Source organism: Gottfriedia sp. NPDC056225, assembly GCF_042267765.1.
Lineage (GTDB): Bacteria > Bacillota > Bacilli > Bacillales > Bacillaceae_G > Gottfriedia.
The window spans coordinates 1-25,161 of sequence record NZ_JBHJTJ010000040.1; the positions used below are offsets into that span (position 1 = coordinate 1).

General features: G+C 30.7%; 24 protein-coding genes. 7 read left to right on the top strand and 17 right to left on the bottom strand.

Annotated elements, in window-relative coordinates; all coding sequences use genetic code 11:
* Window positions 1-33: 33 nt before the first annotated feature.
* Complete coding sequence (locus ACFCYN_RS19840) at window positions 34-3,201, top strand: YncE family protein (RefSeq protein WP_375951233.1); 3,168 nt, start codon at window positions 34-36, stop codon at window positions 3,199-3,201.
* Between the two features lie 129 nt (window positions 3,202-3,330).
* Here ACFCYN_RS19840 and ACFCYN_RS19845 read toward each other — a convergent pair whose 3' ends face one another.
* Together ACFCYN_RS19845 and ACFCYN_RS19850 are read right to left on the bottom strand one after the other, a co-directional pair.
* Entirely contained in the window at window positions 3,331-3,963 is a 633-nt protein-coding gene (locus tag ACFCYN_RS19845; protein ID WP_375951235.1) for a tyrosine-type recombinase/integrase, read from the bottom strand.
* A 788-nt stretch (window positions 3,964-4,751) separates the two neighbouring features.
* A complete protein-coding gene (locus tag ACFCYN_RS19850) occupies window positions 4,752-5,093 on the bottom strand; it encodes a DUF3889 domain-containing protein (protein WP_172444614.1) in 342 nt (113 codons plus the stop codon).
* A gap of 227 nt (window positions 5,094-5,320) precedes the next feature.
* Here ACFCYN_RS19850 and sleB point away from each other — a divergent pair, with 227 nt between their 5' ends.
* Entirely contained in the window at window positions 5,321-6,124 is an 804-nt protein-coding gene (sleB, locus tag ACFCYN_RS19855; RefSeq protein WP_375951284.1) for a spore cortex-lytic enzyme, read from the top strand.
* A 6-nt stretch (window positions 6,125-6,130) separates the two neighbouring features.
* Entirely contained in the window at window positions 6,131-7,450 is a 1,320-nt protein-coding gene (ypeB, locus tag ACFCYN_RS19860) for a germination protein YpeB (protein ID WP_172447612.1), read from the top strand.
* A gap of 59 nt (window positions 7,451-7,509) precedes the next feature.
* On the opposite strand, the gene ACFCYN_RS19865 is transcribed toward ypeB, so the two are convergent.
* The 6 genes from ACFCYN_RS19865 to ACFCYN_RS19890 form a co-directional block, all read right to left on the bottom strand.
* The gene (locus ACFCYN_RS19865) at window positions 7,510-12,432 is read right to left on the bottom strand and encodes a DUF4132 domain-containing protein (RefSeq protein WP_375951237.1); all 4,923 of its coding nucleotides are present in this window, start codon (window positions 12,430-12,432) and stop codon (window positions 7,510-7,512) included.
* Between the two features lie 13 nt (window positions 12,433-12,445).
* A complete protein-coding gene (locus ACFCYN_RS19870; RefSeq protein ID WP_375951239.1) occupies window positions 12,446-12,865 on the bottom strand; it encodes a hypothetical protein in 420 nt (139 codons plus the stop codon).
* A gap of 390 nt (window positions 12,866-13,255) precedes the next feature.
* On the bottom strand, window positions 13,256-14,035 hold the full coding sequence (locus ACFCYN_RS19875; protein ID WP_172444618.1) for an undecaprenyl-diphosphate phosphatase: 780 nt from the start codon (window positions 14,033-14,035) through the stop codon (window positions 13,256-13,258).
* 87 nt (window positions 14,036-14,122) lie between these two features.
* A complete protein-coding gene (locus ACFCYN_RS19880) occupies window positions 14,123-14,701 on the bottom strand; it encodes a beta/alpha barrel domain-containing protein (protein WP_375951286.1) in 579 nt (192 codons plus the stop codon).
* Between the two features lies 1 nt (window position 14,702).
* Window positions 14,703-14,978, bottom strand: coding sequence for a beta/alpha barrel domain-containing protein (locus ACFCYN_RS19885; protein WP_375951241.1), 276 nt, complete (start codon window positions 14,976-14,978; stop codon window positions 14,703-14,705).
* A 392-nt stretch (window positions 14,979-15,370) separates the two neighbouring features.
* Window positions 15,371-15,778, bottom strand: coding sequence for a cytosolic protein (locus ACFCYN_RS19890; RefSeq protein ID WP_172444620.1), 408 nt, complete (start codon window positions 15,776-15,778; stop codon window positions 15,371-15,373).
* Window positions 15,779-15,908: 130 nt separating this feature from the next.
* Between ACFCYN_RS19890 and ACFCYN_RS19895 the strand changes: the two genes are divergently transcribed.
* Window positions 15,909-16,160 (top strand): alpha/beta-type small acid-soluble spore protein, encoded by a 252-nt coding sequence (locus ACFCYN_RS19895; RefSeq protein WP_375951244.1) that lies wholly within the window; start codon window positions 15,909-15,911, stop codon window positions 16,158-16,160.
* 425 nt (window positions 16,161-16,585) lie between these two features.
* Here the strand turns inward: ACFCYN_RS19895 and ACFCYN_RS19900 are convergent, their stop codons facing one another.
* From ACFCYN_RS19900 to ACFCYN_RS19925, 6 genes are all read right to left on the bottom strand, one after another.
* Entirely contained in the window at window positions 16,586-16,903 is a 318-nt protein-coding gene (locus ACFCYN_RS19900) for a hypothetical protein (protein WP_172444622.1), read from the bottom strand.
* Between the two features lie 229 nt (window positions 16,904-17,132).
* Window positions 17,133-17,750: a DUF2306 domain-containing protein gene (locus ACFCYN_RS19905; protein ID WP_375951246.1), complete on the bottom strand. Its 618-nt coding sequence runs from the start codon at window positions 17,748-17,750 to the stop codon at window positions 17,133-17,135.
* A gap of 13 nt (window positions 17,751-17,763) precedes the next feature.
* Entirely contained in the window at window positions 17,764-18,810 is a 1,047-nt protein-coding gene (locus tag ACFCYN_RS19910) for a sensor histidine kinase (protein ID WP_375951248.1), read from the bottom strand.
* Window positions 18,807-19,478, bottom strand: coding sequence for a response regulator transcription factor (locus tag ACFCYN_RS19915; protein ID WP_375951250.1), 672 nt, complete (start codon window positions 19,476-19,478; stop codon window positions 18,807-18,809). Before ACFCYN_RS19915 ends, ACFCYN_RS19910 begins: the two co-directional genes overlap by 4 nt.
* A gap of 34 nt (window positions 19,479-19,512) precedes the next feature.
* Window positions 19,513-20,901, bottom strand: coding sequence for an aminotransferase class V-fold PLP-dependent enzyme (locus ACFCYN_RS19920; protein ID WP_375951252.1), 1,389 nt, complete (start codon window positions 20,899-20,901; stop codon window positions 19,513-19,515).
* Window positions 20,902-20,947: 46 nt separating this feature from the next.
* Window positions 20,948-21,448, bottom strand: a complete 501-nt coding sequence (locus tag ACFCYN_RS19925) for a rhodanese-like domain-containing protein (RefSeq protein WP_172444627.1) — start codon at window positions 21,446-21,448, stop codon at window positions 20,948-20,950.
* A 367-nt stretch (window positions 21,449-21,815) separates the two neighbouring features.
* On the opposite strand from ACFCYN_RS19925, the gene ACFCYN_RS19930 reads away from it, so the two are divergent.
* From ACFCYN_RS19930 to ACFCYN_RS19940, 3 genes are all read left to right on the top strand, one after another.
* Window positions 21,816-21,977 carry a hypothetical protein gene (locus ACFCYN_RS19930; RefSeq protein ID WP_375951254.1) on the top strand — a complete coding sequence of 54 codons (162 nt, stop codon included), beginning with the start codon at window positions 21,816-21,818 and terminating at the stop codon, window positions 21,975-21,977.
* 78 nt (window positions 21,978-22,055) lie between these two features.
* Complete coding sequence (locus ACFCYN_RS19935; protein WP_375951255.1) at window positions 22,056-22,472, top strand: ferritin family protein; 417 nt, start codon at window positions 22,056-22,058, stop codon at window positions 22,470-22,472.
* Window positions 22,444-22,599, top strand: coding sequence for a hypothetical protein (locus tag ACFCYN_RS19940; RefSeq protein WP_375951257.1), 156 nt, complete (start codon window positions 22,444-22,446; stop codon window positions 22,597-22,599). Before ACFCYN_RS19935 ends, ACFCYN_RS19940 begins: the two co-directional genes overlap by 29 nt.
* Window positions 22,600-22,809: 210 nt before the next feature.
* Here ACFCYN_RS19940 and ACFCYN_RS19945 read toward each other — a convergent pair whose 3' ends face one another.
* The 3 genes from ACFCYN_RS19945 to proS all read right to left on the bottom strand — a co-directional run bounded on the left by ACFCYN_RS19945 (window position 22,810) and on the right by proS (window position 25,058).
* Window positions 22,810-23,040 (bottom strand): excisionase family DNA-binding protein, encoded by a 231-nt coding sequence (locus ACFCYN_RS19945; protein WP_172444631.1) that lies wholly within the window; start codon window positions 23,038-23,040, stop codon window positions 22,810-22,812.
* A gap of 192 nt (window positions 23,041-23,232) precedes the next feature.
* Window positions 23,233-23,589, bottom strand: coding sequence for a nuclear transport factor 2 family protein (locus ACFCYN_RS19950; protein ID WP_375951259.1), 357 nt, complete (start codon window positions 23,587-23,589; stop codon window positions 23,233-23,235).
* A 35-nt stretch (window positions 23,590-23,624) separates the two neighbouring features.
* Complete coding sequence (proS, locus tag ACFCYN_RS19955) at window positions 23,625-25,058, bottom strand: proline--tRNA ligase (protein ID WP_375951261.1); 1,434 nt, start codon at window positions 25,056-25,058, stop codon at window positions 23,625-23,627.
* Window positions 25,059-25,161 lie beyond the last annotated feature (103 nt).

The window sequence follows — 25,161 nt, forward strand, 5'->3', positions numbered from 1 at the left end:
GATATAGTGCTGAGAAAATTAAGGATAGTTTTATTGGTTTTTTCTATTCTTTTGACATTTTTTCCGCATATTCAAGCAGGTGCTGCAACAAACGTAAAGCAATTATCTATAGGCTCTTTTCTTACAAAATGGGTTCTAGATGAACCTTCAAATACACTTTATGCCATATCATCGGATGATAAGAAATTATTTTTTATCAACTCTTCATCATTGACTATTGATAAAACCTTAACCCTAGGAGGGTCTCCTACAGACATAATAAAAAGTGATGGCAGATTATATGTTGCAATAGATAGTCTAAAACAAATAATTGTTGTGGATTTAACGAAGAAAGTCATAACTCAAACATTGAATACAACTTCTGATCCATATCAGATTGTAAAAGATGGAGATATGATTTATTACACTGAAAAAAATCTATGGAGTAGTATATACGTTTATAATTTACAAACAAATTTGGATCAAATAATACAATCTCAGTTGAGTGAGCCTGCTTTAGCAATTAATACAGAAAATCACATTTTATACATTGGTGAATCGCAGTCAATGGGTTCAAAATTGATATACTATAGCACTAAGGATAATAAAGTAATTGGAACATCAAATTATAACAATGATTATGGATTTCGGAATCCAAGTAGGAGTATTCTTTTTGATGGAGTAAATGTGTATTACGCAGGACGTGACTTTAGTCCAAATGATCCTAATCGATTTAATGGTAACTTTGGTAATAATGACAATATAATCTATGTAAACAATAATCTCGTATTCACTAATTGGAGTATATACAATAAAGATTCACACGTCAAATTAGGAGACTATGGTTATACTTCAGACCTGATAGCCTCATCCCAGAAATCTATATTTATTTTCGACTCAGGAAATAGGCAAATTAAAAGATATGATTCAAATCAAATAAATAGCTCTAACATTATCTCGCTTATTTCTGGGATAGTGTATCAATCTCAAAGTACCACTCTAAGCAATCAAATAAACGATAAAACTAGACAACTAAAAATTCAATCAAAGTTGAATAAATGGGTGTTGGATGAGCCAACACAAACATTGTATGGTATTTCAACAGATGGTAAAACTTTATTATTTATAAACTCACAGACCTTAAACCTAGAGAAAGTAATAAATTTTGCAAGCAATCCAACTGATCTTATTAAAGACAATGGAAAGCTTTATGTTGCACTTGATGATGCAAATCAAATAGTTGTGATAGATATGGCGAGTAGGACAAAAGCAAACACGTTATATACGACCAGTGACCCTTATCAAATCGCTAAGGACGGAGATAAGATTTATTATGCTGAGCGCGATCAATCATGTGACGTCTTTGTTTATAATTTACAAACCAATATAGATCAAATATTGCCAATTGGAACGCAATTTGAACCTGCTTTAGCAATTAATACAGAAAATCATATTTTATATATCGGAGAATCAGGTTTTAGTGATTCACACTTGACTTACTATAGTACAACAGATAATAAGGTTATCGGAACATTAAATGGATTTCCTTCCCCAAAGAGGAACATTCTTTTTAATGGAATAAACGTGTACTATGCAGGATCTACTTTCAGTTCAGAAAATCTAATTAAAATGTATAATTCAGAAGATTTAATCTTTGCAAAACAAAATTTCTTATTTTCTTCAACTAGTGTATTTGACGAAGGTTCGAATACGAAATTAGGAGATTTTAAAAATAAAGTAGATCTCATAGAATCGAATAGTAACAGTTTATTTATTTACAATCAGGCAGTAGATGTTGTTGAAAAATATTCGAATAACAGTGAACAATTAAGTAATTCTAATATAGGTACATTTGTTTCAGCGATCCCACATGACACCGATAGTACGAAGGGGACAGCTACACCTCTTAGTCTTACTACCGTTAATGATGATTATTATCAATATGGAGCAGATGCGATTGGGAAATTTGAAAATGAAAAGGACGTTGATTATTTCCGTATTACTTTGGATGCTGCTGGAATGATTGAAACTGACATATCTCAATTAAAAAACGCTGAGATTGAGATTGATCTATTTAATAGTAAAGATGAGTTATTAGATAGCATGTTAACAGATCATGGCAATCAAGTTATTCCTATTTTAGATCAAGGATTACCAGCGGGAACCTACTATATTAGACTATCAATAGATAATGGTACTGTTGCAAACGCAAATTATCGAATGATTGTTTATTACCGTAAAAGTAATTTTGTAGAAAAAGAAGCAAATAATACACTGAAAACTGCTAATCCAATGACTATTGGAAAAGAATATATTGGTTTTTCTGATTTTGATACAAAAGATTATTATAAAATTGAAACAAAAGAAAATGGAAAATTAACTGTTCGTGGTAGCTATTCACCATATGTAACTTTATACTATATACTTATAAATACTAAAGGCGAGCAAGTTGATGGATGGAAACTGGATCCAAAAGATACTGATGATACTAAAAATTTGTTTACGGTAGGTGTGAGAGCAGGTACTTATTATTTAGTAGTAAGTCAGGATGATGACACGTATTCAAATGAATATTACGAAACTCAAGTTAATTTTAAAGCAGATCAATTCACAGAACTAGAGAATAATGAAACAAAAGCTACTGCAACGCCTGCTCAGCTTAAGCGTACTTATAATGGCTTTATTTCATGGAAAAATGATATTGATACATTTAAAGTAAATGTACCTGCAAATGCAAACGTTACTTTTTCTTTATCGCAAGCTTTATCAACTTCATTAAAGGTTGAGGTAGTGGATAATAATAATAATAGACTAATTAAAACGTTTAATACAAAAACAGGAAAAAGTCCAATGATTTCAATAGGAAATCTGAATCTTGTAAAAGGTACTTATTTTATTAAAGTTAAGTACTTAAATGGAAAATCTGATGAAACATCATATAAATTACAGATTCAACCGAAAATTTATTGGGGAAAAGTTGAATACAAACCTGGGATCGTTGGTAAAGTAGTGGCAGTAAGTACTTCAAAAGTTTATAAACTAAAGTCAAGCAAACTAATCTACGTAAAGTCTGCTTCAAAAGGCTCTGAATTTGCTGTTTACGGTAGTGATAAATATGGATATAAGTTGGGTAACGGTTACTATGTGAAGAAAAACAAAACTGTAAAATACTACACAGTTCCAAGTCAGGTAAAAAGTAATTATGCTGCTGTAAATAAATAAGCAAAAGATAGAGTTCATTAGGTTTTAATTAAAAGGCTCAGTTAAAGTATATTAATCTAATATGATTAAATAAGTAAATAGTTTAAAAAACTAACTACATTTCAATAAAAGGTAGTTAGTTTTTTATTGTTATAATACAAAGGAATGAATTGCTTTTTTCTTAATTTCAAAATCTACAAGGGTATAAATAGAAGTAGTGGCTAATGATTCATGTCCAAGTAACTCTTGTAAAGTCCTTAAATCGACCTTTTCTTTTGCTTCTTGTAAAAGAAGTGTAGCAAAAGTATGTCTTAAGTGATGAAGTGAGAAGCGGGTAGGAGGTAATCCTGCAGCTTCTAATGATCTTTTAAATAAAACATGTAATCCTCGTGGATTAAACTTTTTCTTTCTAGAATTCAAGAAAATTGGCTCTGTAGTATGGGTTTCGGTTACAAATAAGGCATATTTTTTTAATAACGGAATAACTATTGGATGAAGTGGCAATAGTCTTTCTTTTTTTCCTTTACCAAAAATTCTTATTGTCTGTTGATGAAAATCAATTTGCTGCCATGTTAAGTCGACTAATTCTTGTCTACGCATGCCAGTTGTTGCAAATAACTTAAAGATTGATTCATTCCTTAACGAAGAAGGGCGATTATCTGCTTCTAAATATTTAAAAAGCATCTTTAATTCGATTAACGTCATATAAACGGATAACAACTTATCATGTTTAGGTGCTTCGATTCCAGCGGAAAAATCATTTTCAATAAATTGAACCTTCATACAAAAGCGACGTATTAATATTGGTGAAAGATCATCAAGTTTTGAAGAGCGGTTATTTTCCTTTAGAAAATGCAATAAACATTCAAAGTCATGGTGGTAACTATCTATAATACATTACGAATAATTCTTTTCAACTTGTAAATACATTAGAAACTCATCAAAAACATCGATTAAGTTCAAAATTAAAACCTCCTATAAAAAATTAGTAAGTAATATAAGAAAATATTACGGTCAACAAAAAAAAGAGAAGTTGACCATAGCTTTTTTTATGTCAACACAGTACAATGAAGCTGCTTATGATTATGTTCGTTATCTAGTTTACATAATATATATTATAGGGAGTTGAGGTAAAAACACTAAACTTCATCTCAATTCACAAGTATTCTTATAGTTTTGAGATGAAATGAAAAAATTTATATAAAATACATCATTAATTTAAATGATTGATTTCAATTGATAATCACTAAAATTTCTTATTTATTTTAGTTAAATCATAAAAAAAATTCCATTATCAAATTATAAAAAATTTAATATGAAAATTTACAGTAATTAAGTTTATAAAAATCTTTAACAAACCAAATTAAATCAGTTCTAATTTCATACATTCATTATTTTTTCTACATACAACTTCATTTCATTAACTATTTATAGATCTAATTAATTTTTCAATTTCAACTACTAATTTGCTCTTCATCTCAAATATTCATTTTTTACTTGTGAATTTAATCACATGTATTTCTACACAGTTAAAAAAACATCACTTATTGTTTAGTGATGTTTTTTTATGTTTATCGATCTGTTTCAGTATAGCTGATGCCAATGAATTTCTCAGTCCTCGTTTCGAATTCAACATTAACAAAAACGCCAAATTCTCTGCTTCCATTTTTTAATCGTAACCAAAGTTTGAACTTTTCGATTGAGTTGGTTGGTGATTTTTGTTCCCTACCTATATGCAAATAGTCTATTACATCCGCTTGTGGGTATTTTTGTATTGTTTTTTCTACTGCGATTTTTCCCCATTTTGCATATGGAGGATCATAAACATGTTGTTGTGCAGTAGCGATGTCTAGATTGCTGAAAATACAAAGTAAGAATGAGAAAATGAAAATGACTTTATATATTTTTTTCATATGCCCTCCTTTTTGCTTCTAACCTTACTATTTGACCACTCCACTCTATCTATCCGTGTAATGTTTGTGCAATTTATATCAGTTTTTACGCTTTTTGTTAATAAAAAGAAATTTTTTACAAATAGTAAACCTATATGTAAATGAAATAAGGAGGATTTATTTTGCAAAGAAAATTTTATTTAAAAACTGCACTGATAATTTTTTCTGTAATATGCATTTCACTGATTATGGTAAATTCATATTTGCCAAAAAAACAAGTTGATGCATTTAGTAGTCAAGTTCTAAGTCGTGGATCCACTGGTCAGGACGTTAAGGAGCTTCAAGAACGACTTATCTTTATTGGATTTCTAGACGATAAAGCTGACGGAGTTTTTGGTTGGAATACATACTGGGCTCTACGTAATTTCCAAAAGGAATTTGGTATGAAGGTTGATGGTATTGCGGGTACAAAATTAAAAGAAATGCTAACAAAAGCAACAAAAAATTATAAAGGTACTACTTCAAATAACACAGCAAATAATAACTCTAATTCAAACAATAATTCAAACAATAACTCAAATAACAATAACTCAAATAACAATAACTCAAATAACAATAATAAACCAAATACAAGTAAACCAGATAATTCGAATTCAAAACCAAATGATAAACCGATTGCAAATGCGCCAAATGGTTATACAGATAACGATATAAAATTAATAGCAAATGCTGTATACGGAGAATCTCGTGGTGAGCCGTATATTGGTCAAGTTGCTGTGGCAGCAGTTATTTTAAACCGTTTAACGAACGCTTCTTTTCCTAACTCAATATCTGGTGTTATTTATCAACCAGGTGCGTTTACAGCAGTAGCAGACGGTCAAATCAATTTAACACCAAATGCTCAAGCTAAAAAAGCAGTAATTGATGCGATTAACGGTTGGGATCCGACAACAGGATGTATTTACTATTACAATCCTAAAACAGCAACAAATCAATGGATTCGTGGTCGCCCTATTATCATTACAATTGGCCAACATATATTCTGTAAATGAGGTGTAATTATGAAAGGTAGTTGGATCGTTGCTGGTGTATTAGGAGCCGCTTTAATCGGTTCAGGTTATTATGGATATACGCAGCATCAGCAATTGAATGAAATGAATTTAAAAGCAGAAAATAATTACCAAAGAGCTTTCAACGAATTAACATTCGACATGGATTTATTACATGATAAAATCGGTACGACATTAGCAATGAATTCTAGGTCATCCCTCTCCCCTGCTTTAGCAGATGTGTGGAGAATTTCGATTCAATCAAAGTCAGATATCGCACAGCTTCCATTGAAATTTGTGCCTTTTGACAAAACGCAAGCCTTTTTAACTGGAGTTGGAAATTTTAGCTATAAAACAGCGGTGCGCGACTTAAATAAGGAACCTTTGACGGATAAGGAATTTACTTCACTAAAAAATATGTATTCAACTGCAGACAAAATTCAAGATGGATTACGTAATGTACAAACAAATATCATGAATAAAAACTTAAGTTGGATTGATGTTGGTCAAATGTCTGAAGAAAAAAAAGCACCTCGCGACAATAGTATCGTGGATGGATTTAAACATATTGAACAAGTAAAAGCAACAACTGATCAAGATTTTGGTCCTACTTTTACGAATGGTCAAGAAGCATCCAAAGGCTTAAGAAAACTTACTGGGAAAAAAATTGATCAAAATAAAGCAGAAAAAATCGCAAAAGATTTTGTTCCGCTTAAAAATGTCAGTAAAATTCAAGTCACGAGAAGTAATGGTAATAAATTTGAGCCTTTTTATGCGGTAACGATGAACCATTCTAACCCAACCGCTGATACTTATATGCAGATAACTCAAACTGCTGGTTTACCGATCTTTTTCATGACAAATCGACCAATTAGCAAACAGCAAATTAGTTTGGATGATGCAGTGAAAAAAGGGTTAAATTATTTGAATTCCAAAAACTATAAAAACATGGAATTATACGATAGTACCCAATATGATTCTGTAGGTGTACTACAATACGTAAAATCTGTAGATAACGTGCGTATTTATCCAGAAGCATTACAATTAAAAGTTGCATTAGATAACGGGCAAATTATCGGATTTAATGCTAAAAACTATATAACATCTAACCATGTACGTAAGATTCCAACGCCAAAGCTCACTTTAGAGCAAGCAAGAGCAAAACTTAATAAAAACGTAAAAGTTGAAGAAGAACGGTTAGCAATCATACTGAGTGATTTTAATAAAGAGATTCTTACTTATGAATTTTTAGGTACGTATAATCACGATACTTATGATATTTATATTAATGCAATGAATGGGAATGAAGAAAAAGTTAAAAAACTATAAGATAAAAATAGAAAAGCACAGGTTACAGACTCCCTGTGCTTTTTCTTATTAAATAAGATTTAAGTTAATTGCATTAATATATTTGGATCTTTAATTTTTTGATCTTGAGCTAATAAAACGATTTTTGATAGGATTTCTGCTGTTTTAGGATCCTCATCAATAAACGGTAAAAAGACCTTCCCTCTATGCTGTGAATGTACTGGGATAATGTATAATGATCCTTTTGCATCCTTAAATGCGTTTCCACTTCCAAGATGTACGTTATATTCTCCAAGTTTTCCTTTAATTTTAGCATGATTTTGAGAGAATTCTACATTCGTGATATTCATCAATCTTAGAGACTCATGAATAATCGCTTTTCTCATTTCGATAGTAGATAAACTAGCTTCAGGATCAACTCCTCCTACGTGAGCAATACTAACAACTAAATCAAGATCTCTCATTACTTCAGAGTAGATAATTTTAGGTATTTGTTCAATTGATATATTTTCATCTGTTTTGCGATTAAAAAATTCAATTGTCTCAATAGTAGGTGCCTCAACATCTGAAGGTGAGAACCAATCCGCAACAGCAAAAAACCTTGCAATAATATTTTCTTTATAATAAACCTTTTGAAGGCCCTCTTCGTAGCTTGCCGTCCATAAACGACTCTTTAATAAAGAAACCGTTTTTCTTGGCTGAACTTGATGACCTGCATAACGTCTAGATACCTTTCCATTCGTTAATTCATCAATTGTAGGTAAATACAATTCTCTGAACACTTGTTTAAAAGGCTGAACAATCTTATGTTCAAAAATAAATCTCTGACATACACTCCACATTCCACTTTCATACAAATGAATAGGATGAGCAATTTTCAGAATATCAGAATCTGCCAGTTGGTATTCTTCCCCATTCGGACTAATCATTTTGTTATCTTCAAAAAATCCTAGCTTATGATCATTAACAAATATAAGCTTGTTCAGTAAATGATTGACAATTAAATTGTTAGTCAAATTGTTCATTTCTTTAACAGTAAAAGTTGTTTCTGAAACCATTGAGCGTTCTAATTCTGTCTTCGCTCTTCTTAATTGTTCTTTTATTTCTTTCTTTACTTCATTTATTTTCAGAATATACTCATGCTTTTTATATTTTGCTGGAACAGATTTTATCATCTTATCTTTGTTTTGGATTGATAAGCTCACATTTTCCTTTTCATTAAATGTAAGCTTTACTGTAAGATCATCAATCTGTTTCGGTTCAAAATAGGTAATATATTCTTTAGCCTTTTTAGATTCTAAATCCCAAGTCATTCGAATCGTATCTGAAAACCCTGCGTTTCTAGCTAGATTTCCTAATGCGATTTCGACTATTTTTGCTTCAGAAGCTCTTCTTTGAGCTCCGAATTGCTTACTTTCCTTTAAGAATTGCTGGATTAATTCATAGCGACTTACTAAGTCTTTTGTATTTGAATCATCTAAAGGAACTAAACTATAGCATAATAAATGTTCTTTATTTCTCTTATCTATAACTGATTTTTTCAGATTATCTAATTTTAACTTACCTAATACAGCATCTGCGAATAATTGTGATCTACGGTGATTTGACCCACCAGAAATATATTTAGCACAATCATAAAGAATCACAAAACGCTCTGATCCTAATTCTTCATACGCCTCATTAAACCAATTAATATCAAATGCACCATCATTAAATTGAATTGGATCGATTGGAGAATATTGTGCTACAATAGCTGCTTTTTGGTCATCAAAATCTTCATTAATATGTGCATGGAAATACCAGGCAGCACTTTTTAAACCGCTCCAATTTAAATATTCAGAGACTAAATCAACCCATTGTGGTGCATACATTGCAGCTTCAAGTAAACGTTTATCTGAAATCTCTTTTCCTTTAAATAATTGAGTGAAAAGTTCGAGGTTATCATTTTTACTTGGATAACATCCTTTTAACAATGAACTAAACGATTCTTTTTTCGAAATTTCATTACCACCTGAGTAATAATAACCACGAACGAAACCTTCTTCTTCAAGTCTCTCAAGAATTTGAACAAAGTAATTTGCTCCTTCAAAATAATGAATTCCATCTGCAAAATTCGTTACATTCGTTGCTAAATCCCCACGTTCTAACTCAATCTCCAGCACTCTATTTAATACTTTAGTTACTACTGGCGTTATTTCTGGGTACTTCTTCATTAAATCACTATTTTCATGATAGACTTCTCTGAAGAACTTATTATGTTTTTTATCACATAAAATTCCTTTAAGTAGTTCATTTTCATCAATTACATTTAAAACAAAGGCACGTATTAAATCCTCTGGTGAGTGTTTAAATAAACGCTTATTACAGTAATGGTAAAGATAATTTTTATATTCAAAGTATTGTATAAATGATTGGTCGTCATAAATAGATTCTTCTAACCATTCAATTAACGATTCAGTCAAATAATCATAAATCTTTAGCCAATTAGTTCCATCAGGTATGAGTAAAGAAAATGACTTTAATTGATTTAGTAGATAATGAAACTTTTCTTCTTTTGGAATGTCTTCAAAATAAGCTTGAATAATACAGCTAATTTGTTCATGATACTGTTGTTCTTTAAACATTTTATTTACTTTCTTAAAGCTTGAAATAGGATAAAATGATGAAAGTAAGTCTTTCTGCCAGTCTTTTAATGGTGCCGTATTTTCTGCTTCAGTTAAATCATAGTTTCTATACCTATAATCCCAAGTGTTAAGTGTAGAAAAATAATATTTAATTAGATAGCTACTATTTAAATAAAACCATACTTCTACTATTTGATACGTATTTAGATGACTAGCATCTAAATATTCTTTCCAAACATCTGTTAATGGTAATTGGTCAATCCATTTCAAATTATCTTTTAAATTATAATGTCGGACCAATTCTAAATGACTACCTAATAAAACGGTATTTTTCTGTCCATCCCAATCTTCAATTTCAAATTCATAATCTCTATTTTCATGAATTAATTCAGATAGACCATTTAAAAATGAACCTATTTTATTTTCACTAAGAGTAAACCATTCTTGTTGCTTAAAGGGTTCTTCAATTTTAAGCTTTTGTAATGATCTAATTTTAGTAGGATCGTATAAACCAAATCCATTTTTATCGTTCCATTCTTGTTTCGTTAATTTTTCAATTTGTAACCGCTCATTATCAGTTGGCTTCGTTATTAAAGTAAGTAATTCCTTATATTGTTCAAAGTTCGAGCTATGTAGCTTATTTTCTTTCGTTTGATTCACAATATCTAAAGCACCAAGTCGTTGCGGAGCTTTCTTACTACTAAGTAATCGTTTTAACGAATCCGTTAGTTGCTCTTCTTTAAGCTTTAAAAGTAAATGAATCGCTTCTTTTCGAATTAATGGTGTTTTAAGAGCAAGTAGTGACTCAATTCGAGGTATATCAGAGTCGTTTAATTTTAATTTTTTAATTTTTTTGATTGCCTCTTCTCTTATAATTACGCTTCTATCCGATAAAGCATTAAAAAGATATTCCTTTTGATCTTGATCATCATAATTCACAATAAAGTAATTTAAAAACTGTGATCTTGTATCAGTTGCCATATGTTTTTTGTAATCCATTAACTTAGTAATCCAATTATGATCTAGGTCATATGCCGTTAAATAAATTAAAATTTGTATGATTGTATCAGGTGAATAAGTTATTTCCATTTGTTTAAATGCGTTTGAACTTAATACTTTATTTTCCTTTGGACCATTCTCTAACAGATTACAAAAATACACAAATTGTTTTTCTCGAACATTTTTATCATTTAAAAGTGGTTCTTTGTAATATAAAAATTTATTTTCTTTCTCACTTAAATAGTTATATCGGGTCGAACAACTATATGGATAATTAGTTATTGTCCATGCTTGCAATTCAAAATCCGATTGTTCTATATGATGATGTAAGAGTGAATAAACAAGCGATTCATTTTCTAATTGAGCAATGAAATAATGTGCAACGACTTTTTGATAATGCTCACCATTTGATAGGATATGTCTGATCTCATTGATCAAGTCAGTTTCCTCATATACACCTTTTGCCCATAAAGAAATATACAATTTATCAACATTTTTTTCTGAATGCCAATCATTACGGATTTCTTCATTCCTTAAAGCAATCGAAATATTGGTCATAAATTGATTGATAATTCTTTTGTTATTTGCTTCAAAATCAAGTCCCGTCCAAACAGCAATTCCTCTGACAATTGAACTAAAACGGGTTAAATTATTTTCAATGATAAACTGAAGAAGATAACTCATTCCTTCAACGGTACCTTCATCCATCGATTCAACGATGTTTTGTCTTAAGCCTTCTTGTAATCCCGCTGCTAATAGTAATTTCCCTAAAACTTCATAGCTTTCTGGCTTATGAGATTTAAACATCCCTTCAATCATCCATCTACTTAGTAAAGCAGTGTTATTTTCACCAAATATGATTTCGTTTAATGCATTTTTTATTTCTTCATTATCATGATCAAGTTCATAAGCAATATAGTCACTTAATATTGAATGATAATAGTATTTATCTGTTAGTTCAGTTGTTGACGTTAAGATTGACGTTAAAGACACATCGTGCTGTTTCCATCGAATTAATGACATTGCTTTTCCGATGATTTTATTAGTATGTACTGCAAGATCTTTCGTTCGAAACGGCCGTCTTTGATAGCTATTTGCATATGGATAGTCAACAACATGATCGATGATATAAGTAATTACTTTTAATTCATCTTCACCTAATATGGCTTTAATGATTTCTCTAATTGGTTCAAAACGATCATTAGTAGTTGAATTTTGACTATTTATTAATTCTTTTTTAATAGGATAAACATAATCATCATAGTAATAAGTATCTTTTTTAGCGCCATTAATCAGTAATCTAGCAATTCTTAACTGTGTACCATTAAATACGTCTAATTTTTCTTCTAATCTTTGAAAATATTCTTTATTTTGTTCCATATTAAAGTCCTTTCTACCACATACGGCCCGACAGCATTGTTAATTTTATAAATACAATCTCATCATTTTCATTTAATTCTATGTTTTCTTGAAGACTTTCTATTTCTTTATCGTTTAAAAATACTTTAAACAGACCATCTTGAAATGCTTGTAAAGCATTTGCAATTGCTTCATTTAGATCAGCGATCGTGTCATTATATTTTAAATCAAACCCAATCTTTCCAACTGTCGATTTCAAGTTTATTTCGTCTTCAGTTAAATATGGAAGAAACGGAAAATCAATTTCTTTTTGATTATATGTATTTACATTTATTGAAATTAGTTCTTTTACTAATTCTTCAAGATTTAAAGGTATATTATCAATTTCAAAAGGTTTTTTTTCTAAAAAGCCTTTTCGTCTAGATAAACTTTTTAACGTAATCACAATCTGCATCTGTATCTTCTCCTAAATGGTGATAACTTAATTTTAGACGATTATTCTAGAACTTGAAATCTATTAATTTTTAAAAGTAATGATGCAATCTTTTTAAAAACTATACGTGCTAATTATACAGAACTAAAAAATATATAAATATTCGGAATGAGTTGGTGAAATAAGTTAAATTAAATACTTAGATGATGCTGATTTTAAAAAAGCGATGAGTAAGTAAAGTACCTACTATAAATAAAAGATCGTTTTACAAAAATGTGTAGAAATTTCAACACTACAATTGTGGTGCTTTTTATTTTGCATAAATTACTTATGAATTTGGTTTTTTGCAGTATTTTTTTACAATCAAAAAAGAGCAGAATCATCGGCTCTTTTTTGGTTCGCTTTATAAAATTAAAATATCTTTAAATACTGAAGTACGACGATACTAACACCTAAAAAAACTACATAATAACCAAATATATTCAGCGATTGCTTTTTTAATAAGTTAATCATCCAACTGATAGCTAAATAACCGAATAATGCTGAAGCTAAAGTTCCGAGGAATAAAGGAAAAAACGCGATTTGTTCGGCATTTCCACCTAATAAGTCTTTCCCCTGAAAGACAATTCCACCTAAAATTGCAGGAGTTGATAATAAGAAGGAAAAATAAGCAGCGCTTTTTCGTTCCATGCCTTTGAATAAGGCTGCAGCAATCGTTAATCCTGAACGAGAAACAGCTGGGAAAATAGCAAGTGCTTGAAATGAACCGATGAATAAAGCATCGACCCATGTAAGCTCCTCCATTGTTTTCTTCCCTTTTCTCCTTTTATCTGCAATAAATAAAACTATTCCTGTAAAGATAAACTCCCAGCCAATTGTTTTCCCTGAAACGGAAATTTCATCGAAAAAATCTTTAAATAATAATCCAACAAAAACAGCGGGTAAAGTTCCTACAAATAATAATAAAGTTAATTTTGAAAATGGTTTTTTAATTAAACTTTTCCATTCTTTACTGTAAAATACAAAAACAGCTAATAAAGTCCCAATATGCATTAAAGTATCTAATAATAGACCTGCTTCATCTAATCCAAATAAATGTCTACCAAGATACAAGTGGCCTGTACTACTAATCGGTAGAAATTCAGTTAGCCCTTGAATGATGCCTAAAATAATTGCTTCAAAACCAGACATAATCAATACTCCTTTCATTCAAATTAATAAATTATATGCAAAAATCATTGAATTCTTGTCCAAATTAAAAAATAAAAAAGCATCTAATTATAGATGCTTTTTAGTTGGTAATAAATTACTTGATACTTCTTCTATTTGTTGAGCAGAAATATATTTTGTAGCAGCAAGTAGTTTTAATTCATTTACACCAGTACCGATCTCAAGCTTATGTAAAAATGAAATTAAGTCTTCAGATGGAATACATCCACCGAACCCACCATTTGCTGTCACAAACCGCTGAACACCATAAGAGAGAGTCGTGAAAATATTCGAAATGGCACATCCAGAAGTATTATAAAATTGCATTGAACAACGCTCTTTCGGTATTTTCACTAGTAAATCTTCTAAAAACAACTTAACTTTATACGGTGTTGCCATGCCACCTGAATCAACAAATGCTACTTCATCCACTCCATCATCTACTAATAGTGTTGCTAATTCTATTGCTTTTTGATGACTAACATTTTCATATGGAGAACTAAATGTCGTCGATAGATAAACACGGGTCTTTTTTTCATAATCTTTCGTTACTGACGTCATCTTTTTTATATCATATAGTGATTGTTTTATAGAACATTTATTTACGTTTAAATTAACGGTTTCATTTGAAGCTATAAAAAAATTGATTTCATCTGCATCTTCTTGTTAGACTTCGCTTATTTGGAATTAAGACGCCGTATTTTAAGTTCTTATCTCTTTTTAACTTCAAAGCTAACTCAGTAGCTTCATTAAATTGTTGTTTATTTGCAGAATGCATTAAAGTAGTTACTTCAATGTGATTTAATCCACTATCAATTAGACGGCTAATCCATTGCAATTTTTGCTCAATCGATAATCGTGATCCATATTGAAAATTAATACGAGGTCCAATTTCATGAATAAATACAGACTGAGGTATGTTCAATATGATCGACTCCTATTCTACTTTAAATTTTTACAAATCTAGCTCTCATAATTGCCCTTGTAACATTTTATTGAATCGAAATCTATTTATGATAGATAACATAGAAACTATAAATAAAAAAAATCGCCGAATGGCGAGCTTTTAGGTGAAGATAGAGGGATAGTTGCACTTATGCTTAATTCTTAAAATTGGAAACTACGTCGATTGTTTCTTCTCCGCTGCCAATGTGCACTTTCTTAATGTATAAAAAACTCTTGATAAAAATATCAAGAGTTTTTTATTAGAAAATAGTTTTTTTAAAAAAAGGTGAAATTACCAGTTTTTGCATAAAAATGTAATTTCTATTTTATAAACCCGGGTATTTTTGGAAGAATATACATTAAAATGGAAGTTTATACCTCTAAGTCTTCCCCTTCTTCAATCACATGGAATAATAGATGAACTAAATGATGAATTGAACTTGATGCATCTAGTTCAACTTCTTCTTCTTCAGCTGTTTCATCAATAAATTCTAAATCATTTAAGTATAAAGCCATAAACTCATAGTAATCCTTCATTGCAAATGAATAGCAAGCAACTGGATCTTCATCTTCCTCATTATATTGCAGAACTAAATGCGATACATTCCCATCATTATCTTCGGAATCTAAAAATACGAAAAATCCGATATTTGTATCGATTTCAAATAAATGTCTAGTTCCGCCTTCTGTAGATTTATGGTACTCTTCATCATTCAGCTTTTGGATTAACATATTATCTACATTATCTTCTTTGTGAAACGTAACATTAAATGATTTCATTTTAAAACTCCTTTTATATGTATTAATAAACGCATGACTTCATTATGTAACATTCCCTATTTTATAGCAATTATTTCCATAATTAAAAAAATGAATAAAAGGAAAATCTACAATAAAAGGAGTGAGTTTGATGAGTAGAAAAAATAAAATCTTAGTTCCTGAATCTAGAAAAGCAATGGACGCACTAAAAGCAAAAGTAATGAATACCTCTAACCCTGAAGATGCAAAGTTCGAAGCAGCTGAGGAAGTTGGTGTTCCGTTAACAAAAGGATACAATGGAAATTTAACTTCCCATCAAAATGGTAAAGTTGGTGGAAGAATCGGTGGGAATATGGTGAAAGAATTAGTAAGGATGGCTCAAGAGAATTTGAATAAACAGTGAGCTGTATAGTGTAAATTGTTTAACGTGTTATTTTATCTAAATTGTAATCACTTGTGTTTTAAGAAAATAGATTAAATATTTATTAATCGTCTACTTTCTCATTATGCAGGTGATTTTTTATTGTTAGGATTTTGACAGTTATTCATTCTACTAACAGTTTTGATACCGATTTGTACAATAAAAAAGGAGCATCTACAAGCAATTTACGAAAAAGTTAAAAATAACTAATTAAGGTAAATTACAATAGATGCCCAAAGAATTTAAGGGGTTTTAAGGTTTTCATGCCTTATTGATAAAATTGTGTTACAAATACATATTAGCATATAAGTTTGTGAAAGTCTAAACAATATATCCAAAGTGTATACAAAAAATGTGAAAATTACAGACACACACACAAAGCCAAAGTGACTTTGATTTTATTTAAATTAAAAGCTATTAAATGTCGAATAACCCTCTATATGATTTATTTTCCTCAACCTCTTCACTAGCCAGTTTGCCCATATAAGATCATTTACAAATCTTGTAGAGAGGTCTATTTGTATATATTCTTCTACACCTAGAAGCAACTTGTCATAAACATCTTTAGTAAAAATAGATTTATCTAAGTACTTACTTAGCTTTCGGAGTTCCTCGTATTCTAAGTTATTCTCATCTTCTGGTACCTGAACTTTTGAAAATATATTTCCAAAATCTCTTTCTTTAAAACCGCTCTCTTTAAATAAATCATCAAACAAATTGGACATAGGTAACACCCCTTTATATTGTGTATAAACAGTTCAGCTATGGAGTACATAGTAATATTGTATATTTTTTGTATACACTATTAAAGTGATAATTGTTACAACTTTTTGTAAACTTAATTATTGAAAATCAATCACTAAAATTGATCGAGCATTATGTAGTAACTAGATGATAAATTAGATTAGTAAACAATCTTATCTTAATTATGAATATTAAAGTTAAATAGTTGACTTAAATACTGGAATTCCTAATTACTAATTCAGCAAATAGTAAATTAAGTATAAAAGAACTCCAAACTGCGATTGTATATGATAAATCGTATTGAAGACCGACTCCATAATAAAAAATCGATAATACTAAATGAATTGTTAAATTAGCAAATGTTAAAAAGAAGCTTCTTAATATCCAATTTCGATGTTGTGTAACTTGACCTTTTCGAATAAAACGGTAACTAGTTATTGTCGTCAATATCCAAAGTGTATTTAAGAGTATGAATCCAGTAATACTCCACACGCTTCCATTAGCATAAAACGATACGAAATAGCCTGGAATGATGTTAAATAGAATCACTCCTACGTATATTCGGCCATTCCACCCATGTATTACTGGCTGCTTTTTTCTAATCCTTTTTGAAAGTCCTATTGGACCTGAAATTAAAGCAATAATTGATAAGATAATATGCAATCGAATCATAATAATCCATAAGTTTAGACTCGGGAACTTTACCTCCTTAAACTTATGGATTGATGTAAAATTTGGATCGACTATAAAATTTTTAGTAACTGTATGCATCATCCACATCACAGCAAGAACCGATAAACTAATGACAAACAATCTTCTATTTTTCATTTGTTACTTCTCCTCAAATTGAAAGAGTGACCGTAAAAGTCGTTCCTTCACTAGGTATACTTGAGACAACTATATTCCCGTTGTGTAATTCGACGATTTTTTGGACAATGGATAATCCTAGTCCGCTCCCTTTTTTCTGGCGATTTCGTGAGCGATCGCTTTTATAAAATCGTTCAAAAATGCGTAATTGTTCTTCTTCAGCCATACCGATTCCATTGTCTGTTATTTTCACAACGATTTCTCTTTGTGTTTTTGTTAATTCAAGATGGATTTGTCCATTTTTTTGTGTGAATTTAATTGCATTGTCGAGTAAATTCATCCAAACTTGACTTAACAATTCTTCGTTCCCGATGTATTGCACTTCTTCGAGTTGAACTGATAATTCAATGTCTTTTTGACTCCATTGGTATTCCATCGTTAGGACAACTTCTCTAATTTGCTGATCTAAGCGGAAATTCTCCTTCTTTATATCTGTATTCATTTCTTCTAACCATGACAGCTTTTGCATATTTTTGCTTAAATTAGAAAGGCGATTGCTTTCTTTTTCGATAATATCGATATAATGATTCCGCTCTGCAGTTGTTAATTGAGGATTTCTTAGCATATGTGTAAATCCTTTTATGGCAGTGAGTGGAGACTGTATTTCATGCGAAACATTCGATATGAACTCTTGATTCAATTTATCTCTTAATGTAAGCTCCTCTGCCATTTGATTAACATTTTTTGATAAAAATTGCATGGAATATCCTTTAATGGTCTTCTCATTTAGATGTGCTTCGTCAAATTCACCATTGCCAATTCGTTTCATACTTTCAACGATTGGCTGTAAGTATCGATCTCTTTTTGGTCGAAGAAAAATAAATAGTAAACTCATTACGATACTAGCAATTAGAAAACCAAGGATTCCGTTTATTGTTGATACAACCCAATCTGATAACTTAAAACCCCATATTTCGAATAAATAAGACGTCAATATATAAGGTACATAGCCAACTAAAATACCGACTATTAGAAATGAAACCAACCCTAAAATAATATGCTTCCATAATTTTTTTCTCATTTTAATACCTCTAATCGATACCCAAGGCCGCGAATTGTTTTAATTTGAAAGTAAGCTTGTTCTTTAAACCGTTCTCGAAGTCGATTAATATGAACATCTAATGTGCGATCATTACCAGAAAAGTGAATACCCCAAATAGAATCAATTAATTGTTCTCTCGTAAACGTTCGACCTGGTGCTTCTGCTAATTTATAAAGTAAATTAAATTCTTTTAGCGGTAAATCATAAGAATTCTTTTCTAACTCCACTTTAAAGGTGGTTTTATCCATCCAAAACTCACCTATTTGTACACTTTGAGATTGGTTAATTTGATATCTTCTGAGTAAAGCTTTTATTCGGACTAATAATTCAAGAGGTTCAAATGGCTTAACCATATAGTCATCTGCACCAAGATTAAATCCTTTTATCTTTTGAAGCGTTTCTCCTTTTGCTGTTAGCATTAAAATAGGGAAATCATATAACTTCCGGAACTCCTTACAAAGCTCCCAGCCGTCAACTTTCGGTAGCATAATATCAATAATTGCCAGATCAATCTCATGTTCTTCAGCAATTTCCAATGCTTCTTGTCCATCGGAAGCTTCTTTTACTAAAAAGAATTCCTGCTGTAAAAAGACGGAAACAAATTCTCGAATTGAAGCATCATCATCTACTACTAATATTGTCGTCATTATGTATTCACCTCACTTTATTAAAGCTTTTAGTTCATAGATTATATGACTGTATTCCACAAATACCTTTTGGTTCATTCTCGTATTTCTTCGTATAGAACTCCTTTTTACAAGTAATCTGTTGGATGGCTTCTACTAATTGATTAACCTCAGCAAAGGTATTGTAAAAACTCAAACTAATTCGAACTAAACCAGGAGAAGGAATACTAGCATCTTTTCTTACTTCATCAATCATTTCATCACTAATTTGTAAGAGTTTTTGTACATAGGAATAGGCACAGAAAAAACCACTTCTGACTGAAATACCAAATTCTCTAGCTAAGATGTGTGCAATATCTTGGTGATGTAACCCATCAATTGTAAACGAAAATACACTCACTTGTGGAAGATTATTGTTTAAAGCACAGAATAATTTTAAACCGTCAATTGTTCGAAGTTGAACGATGGCATAATTGATTAATTGCTTCTCATATTCAATTATCATTTCCATATTATTTTGTTGCAATGTTCGAATAGCTGCATTTAAAGCGACAATTCCCATTACATTTGGTGTACCACCTTCAAATCTTTCAGGTGCCTTTTTCCATTGAACAAATGATTTTAATGCAACTTGAGCCGTACCTCCTCCTTGTTGTAGCGGCTTTTCATCATTAAATTCTTCAATTGTTCCAATTAATACAGCAGTTCCAAACGGAGCATATAGTTTATGTCCTGTAAATGAAAGAAAGTCAATATTCTCCATTGCGATCGGTCGCTCCATTTGAATCGATTCATGTGGAATGAATTGAGCAGCATCGATATGTATTTTCACACCAAATTGATGGGTTAGTTCAGCCGCTTCGTAAATCGGATTTATACAACCAGTGACATTTGATGCCCCTGTGATTGAGACTAGTGCGACTTGACCTTTTAATGCCTTAAGTTTTACTTTTAAATCTTCTAAACTGATGTGACCATCATGATTAACAGCAATGTATTCAACCTCAAAGTATTCCCGCCAAGGTAAGTCATTCGAAATATGTTCCATTTCTGATAGTAAAATATAACGTTTAGTAGTTGATTGATGCAATATATGAGAAAGTAAATTCATTGACTCCGTGCTATTTTTCGTGAAGATAACTGTATGTTGATCTGTTTTTCCACCGACAAAATTTAATACATTTAGACGCGTGCGTGCGATTATTTCCGTTGAACGAACTGATTTATACCCTTTTCCGCGTCCAACAGATGAATACCATGGTGCAAATTCTTGAATTGCTTTTAAAACACTTTTAAATGGTGGTGTAGTAGCGGCGTTATCAAAATAAATTCCCTTAATAGATCGACCATTCTCTAAAGGAATCTTTTCATCAACTCCGATAATTAAGTTTCTCAATTTTTTTTGCTGTTTTAATAAGGTTGGATTTGTTGCTAAGTTTCTCATTATGCTCCTCTTTTCATCAAATTCTTTCGTTAGATTAAAGTGCGTATTACTTAAAACCATAGGAGCGGATTAATCTCTTTATCAGATTAACATTCGTGATTCCAAAAATAATTACTACTAATGCAATAAACGATACATAACCTATACCAAACGAAGGATTTAGGAATGAAAATGGTAATGACAACAACAGTAAAAAGCCTAAAATTAAATGATATATTCTCTCCGAATCCCACTTGCTGCCAAACTGCTCAGATTCAATTTCACCTTTCCACTGCGCCATTCCACCTTTAAAGTTATATACCTTTTCATGTGATTGTGATAAACGCTCTGCAGATTTTCCCCCAGCAATACCGACATAACAAATAATCACTACTTCTTCTTCCGGCGAGACTTTTGGTAATGTCGACCACATTGGATAAGGGATATTAATTGATCCTTTTATGTGACCACGCTCAAAGCTTTTAGGTGATCGAATATCGATGATCTTTAAGTTTTCATTTTTATTTAGTTTTGCCTGTAACGCATGAAATGTTAAATTTGTATACATTATTTAGCCCCTTTATAATCACTAAAGTAGATAAAACAGATTTATTAAAAAAATAAACACCATTCTTCGTATAGAAATTATAATAGTCGACTTTTTTAAACTCAGTTTAAACAAAATTAAGCTTTTTTAGGATTTGAGGTATAGAAAACATATTGTTAATTCTTACCATCTCATTTAAATCCATCAACCTTGTAAAACAAGAAGTGGTTAATTAGAATCGTGAATTGTTTATAATCATTATTTCGTAAGCATAATAGTAAATATAGAAATTTTTAGTCTATTCAATTTGAACATACATATATCTTTTGTAAAGATAATTATCATGTTCAACTTAATTTATGGTAGTTAAGTAAAGTTGGAGGTCAATATGAGCGCAAAAAAAATCACTGATTTAATGTCATTAGAAGAAGCGAGAGAATATACAAAACATAGAAAAAAAATAAATTCTGCTAGGAACAAAAAAGAAGCTGAAGTTCACTTTTTAAAAGCAAAATCGTTACTAGAAAAAATAAATGAAAAAAAACAGTAATTTAAATATTTACTGTTTTTTTTATTCCTAATTTTTCTAATTGCATGTTAAAATAAAAAAAATGAAAGGTAACAGTTTATGGAAGAATTGGGAAAATACACTATTTGGATCGTCATTTCTATCATAATTGGAATGATGGGTGGATTTATCAACTCTCTTATGGGAGATGAAGGATTTTTACGACCTTATTCATTTAAAGATAAGGATGAAAGAAGTAGGTATTCATTTGGTTCATGGCGAGAAATTATTTTAGGTGGAGCTGCAGGGATGATATCTGGACTCATTGCTAGTACAACAAACGTACCTTCAATTTGGACAACGATCTTGTATTCGTTTTTAGCTGGTATCAGCGGTAGTACCTACCTAGAAAAGATGGTAGAACGAAATTTGAATGCAGTAAAGCAAGACTACAATAAACAGTTAGATATAATAGAACAAACTAAATTATCATTTGGAGGAGAAAACGATGCCGACGCCAACAATCAACAAAAATAAAGTACTGTTAGGCAGAAATGATGCTTTAACTTATCGCAAGTTACGACGAGATTTAGATAATGCTAGAACTCGTAGAGAAGCAGACGCTGTTTTCCAAAAGATTATGAAATTGATAAATAAAAACTAAAGTTTCGGTTTATACCGAAACTTTTTCATTTTAATATTTAAATTAATGACTCACTAAAGGAGTATGTTCTACTAAGTAACAAGTAACTTCTTTTTCAGTGACTTGCAACTTGAGCGGTTAAAATAAGAATAATACTTGTTAGGATTAACGAACTGACGAAAATAGATTTTAGTTTTAGTATATTTTTTCAATTTACAATCTTTTTTTGTATTAATCTTCATCCTTTACATCTGGATCCTCGGGAATCGGTTCGTTATAATAATCTGCAATCATTTTCTTCGCTTTTTCCATTTGTTCTAAGTGATTGTTAAATTGCTCTTTATAAATTAAATATTGTTCACCATCGTGGACTACTCTTATTTTTTGATCTTGAATTAATTGCTTAATATACGATTCATCAAGATTTAAGTATTCCGCTGTTTCTTTAATTGTTAAATACATTTTGTTCTCCTTAACTAATAATAGTGAATTTATCATACCATAAATTTTGATGTAGATAAGAACTTAATGGAAATTGCTAAAGCCTCTATAATTCTACAACTATCTGTCTGTTTACATACAAAAATCAGTATTATAAAAAAAGAATAAATGAATGAGGTGTATCCCCTGTTCATCTATCCTTTTCATATATTCTTAAAAATCTGTTGGTGTACCTTGATGGAAATACATTTTCCACCTACCATCCTTAAATTTCCAAATGGAACTACGTAAGGAATATTGGTTTTTTAGTTCATTAAATATTCGGTAAGTAACTAGTGTAATATTGTCTGATAATAAATGAATTTCAAAATCGCTCATCTTCATTTTAACGATTCCAATGCCATCCACTAATTGATCATCCTTATATAAAACACTTCCCGAACTGCCGAATTCGAAAAATTCATCAGCTAGTAGTTTTTTTAGCTCAATTTGAGATGTACGAATTTCAGGTTTAAGTAAATTTTCTTCCAAAATGAGTAGATGATCTTTTAAAGAATTTAAACTTTCCATCGTTCATTCATCTCCTTGTTTTATAGTAATTTAAATTAGTATGCTTTACCCCAATAAACCATTACATCCGTTTTCTTTCCACAGCAGACACAAGTATCAGCAATTTGTTCTTGTTCAAATGGAATACATCTTGATGTTAATCCAACTTCTTCTTTAATTTGTTCTTCACAAGCTAAATCTTGGCACCACATTGCTCTATAAAAACCTTGTTTTTCTTCACTGATTTGTTTTAGCTCTTCCATTGAAGTAGCTTCATATGTTTTTTCTGTACGATTGTTTAATGCTTTTTCATATAGAGCTGATTGGATCTCTTCAAGTAATTTTGTAATATTTTCTTCTAATTCTTCTAAAGAAACAATCGTTTTTTCTCTTGTATCACGTCTAACTAAAACGGCTTGATTCTTTTCGATATCCTTTGGACCGATTTCTACGCGAACTGGAATACCTTTCATTTCATATTCGTTAAACTTCCAACCAGGCATTTTATCGGAAGTATCGATTTTCACTCGAGCAACTTTTGAAATACGATTTTTTAGCTCAGTAGCCTTTTCGATTACACCTTCTTTATGCTGAGCAATTGGAATAACCATTACTTGAGTTGGTGCTACTTTTGGAGGTAAAACTAATCCGCTGTTATCACCATGTACCATAATTAATGCTCCGATTACTCTTGTTGTCATTCCCCAAGAAGTTTGGTGTACATATTGTCTTTTTGAGTTTTTATCTGTGTATTGAATATCAAATGCTTTTGCAAATCTGTCTCCAAAGTTATGTGATGTACCACTTTGTAATGCTTTACCATCATGCATTAAACTTTCGATTGTGTAAGTAGCTTTTGCACCTGCAAATTTTTCTTTTTCTGTTTTTTGACCTTTAATAACAGGGATTGCTAAGAAGTTTTCTAAGAAATTAGCGTAAACATTTAGCATTTGAATTGTTTCTGCTTGTGCTTCTTCAGCAGTTGCATGTGCTGTGTGACCTTCTTGCCATAAGAATTCAGTTGTTCTTAAAAATGGTCTAGTTGTTTTTTCCCAACGAACTACTGAACACCATTGGTTATATAGTTTTGGTAAGTCATTGTAGCTTTCAACTATTTTTGAAAAATGCTCACAAAAGAGAGTTTCTGAAGTTGGACGAATTGCTAAAGGTTCTGCTAACTCATCATGACCACCATGTGTAACCCAAGCAACTTCAGGCGCAAATCCTTCTACATGATCAGCTTCTTTTTGCAATAATGACTTAGGGATAAACATTGGCATATATACATTTTCATGATCTGTTTGTTTAAATTGATAATCTAATTCTTTTTGGATATTCTCCCATAATGCATAACCATAAGGTCTTAAAATCATGCATCCTTTAACACTTGAGTAATCTACTAGTTCTGCTTTTTTTACAATATCTGTATACCATTGTGCAAAATCAACATCCATATCTGTAATCGCTTCAACAAATTTTTTTGTACTCATTTTTTTCTACCCCTTAACTATTTTTTGAAAACAAAAAAACGCACGAGAATAATCTATAAGGGACCATTCTCGGCGTTACCACCCTAATTACTATATAGATCTA

Excerpts from the sequence above, each read along its gene's own strand:
- ACFCYN_RS19845 (WP_375951235.1), bottom strand. The coding sequence starts at position 3,963 with ATGAAGGTTCAATTTATTGAAAATGATTTTTCCGCTGGAATCGAAGCA.
- ACFCYN_RS19850 (WP_172444614.1), bottom strand. The coding sequence starts at position 5,093 with ATGAAAAAAATATATAAAGTCATTTTCATTTTCTCATTCTTACTTTGT.
- sleB (WP_375951284.1), top strand. The coding sequence starts at position 5,321 with ATGGTAAATTCATATTTGCCAAAAAAACAAGTTGATGCATTTAGTAGT.
- ACFCYN_RS19865 (WP_375951237.1), bottom strand. The coding sequence starts at position 12,432 with ATGGAACAAAATAAAGAATATTTTCAAAGATTAGAAGAAAAATTAGAC.
- ACFCYN_RS19870 (WP_375951239.1), bottom strand. The coding sequence starts at position 12,865 with ATGCAGATTGTGATTACGTTAAAAAGTTTATCTAGACGAAAAGGCTTT.
- ACFCYN_RS19875 (WP_172444618.1), bottom strand. The coding sequence starts at position 14,035 with ATGTCTGGTTTTGAAGCAATTATTTTAGGCATCATTCAAGGGCTAACT.
- ACFCYN_RS19890 (WP_172444620.1), bottom strand. The coding sequence starts at position 15,778 with ATGAAATCATTTAATGTTACGTTTCACAAAGAAGATAATGTAGATAAT.
- ACFCYN_RS19895 (WP_375951244.1), top strand. The coding sequence starts at position 15,909 with ATGAGTAGAAAAAATAAAATCTTAGTTCCTGAATCTAGAAAAGCAATG.
- ACFCYN_RS19900 (WP_172444622.1), bottom strand. The coding sequence starts at position 16,903 with ATGTCCAATTTGTTTGATGATTTATTTAAAGAGAGCGGTTTTAAAGAA.
- ACFCYN_RS19905 (WP_375951246.1), bottom strand. The coding sequence starts at position 17,750 with ATGAAAAATAGAAGATTGTTTGTCATTAGTTTATCGGTTCTTGCTGTG.
- ACFCYN_RS19910 (WP_375951248.1), bottom strand. The coding sequence starts at position 18,810 with ATGAGAAAAAAATTATGGAAGCATATTATTTTAGGGTTGGTTTCATTT.
- ACFCYN_RS19915 (WP_375951250.1), bottom strand. The coding sequence starts at position 19,478 with ATGACGACAATATTAGTAGTAGATGATGATGCTTCAATTCGAGAATTT.
- ACFCYN_RS19920 (WP_375951252.1), bottom strand. The coding sequence starts at position 20,901 with ATGAGAAACTTAGCAACAAATCCAACCTTATTAAAACAGCAAAAAAAA.
- ACFCYN_RS19925 (WP_172444627.1), bottom strand. The coding sequence starts at position 21,448 with ATGTATACAAATTTAACATTTCATGCGTTACAGGCAAAACTAAATAAA.
- ACFCYN_RS19930 (WP_375951254.1), top strand. The coding sequence starts at position 21,816 with ATGAGCGCAAAAAAAATCACTGATTTAATGTCATTAGAAGAAGCGAGA.
- ACFCYN_RS19935 (WP_375951255.1), top strand. The coding sequence starts at position 22,056 with ATGGAAGAATTGGGAAAATACACTATTTGGATCGTCATTTCTATCATA.
- ACFCYN_RS19940 (WP_375951257.1), top strand. The coding sequence starts at position 22,444 with ATGCCGACGCCAACAATCAACAAAAATAAAGTACTGTTAGGCAGAAAT.
- ACFCYN_RS19945 (WP_172444631.1), bottom strand. The coding sequence starts at position 23,040 with ATGTATTTAACAATTAAAGAAACAGCGGAATACTTAAATCTTGATGAA.
- ACFCYN_RS19950 (WP_375951259.1), bottom strand. The coding sequence starts at position 23,589 with ATGGAAAGTTTAAATTCTTTAAAAGATCATCTACTCATTTTGGAAGAA.
- proS (WP_375951261.1), bottom strand. The coding sequence starts at position 25,058 with ATGAGTACAAAAAAATTTGTTGAAGCGATTACAGATATGGATGTTGAT.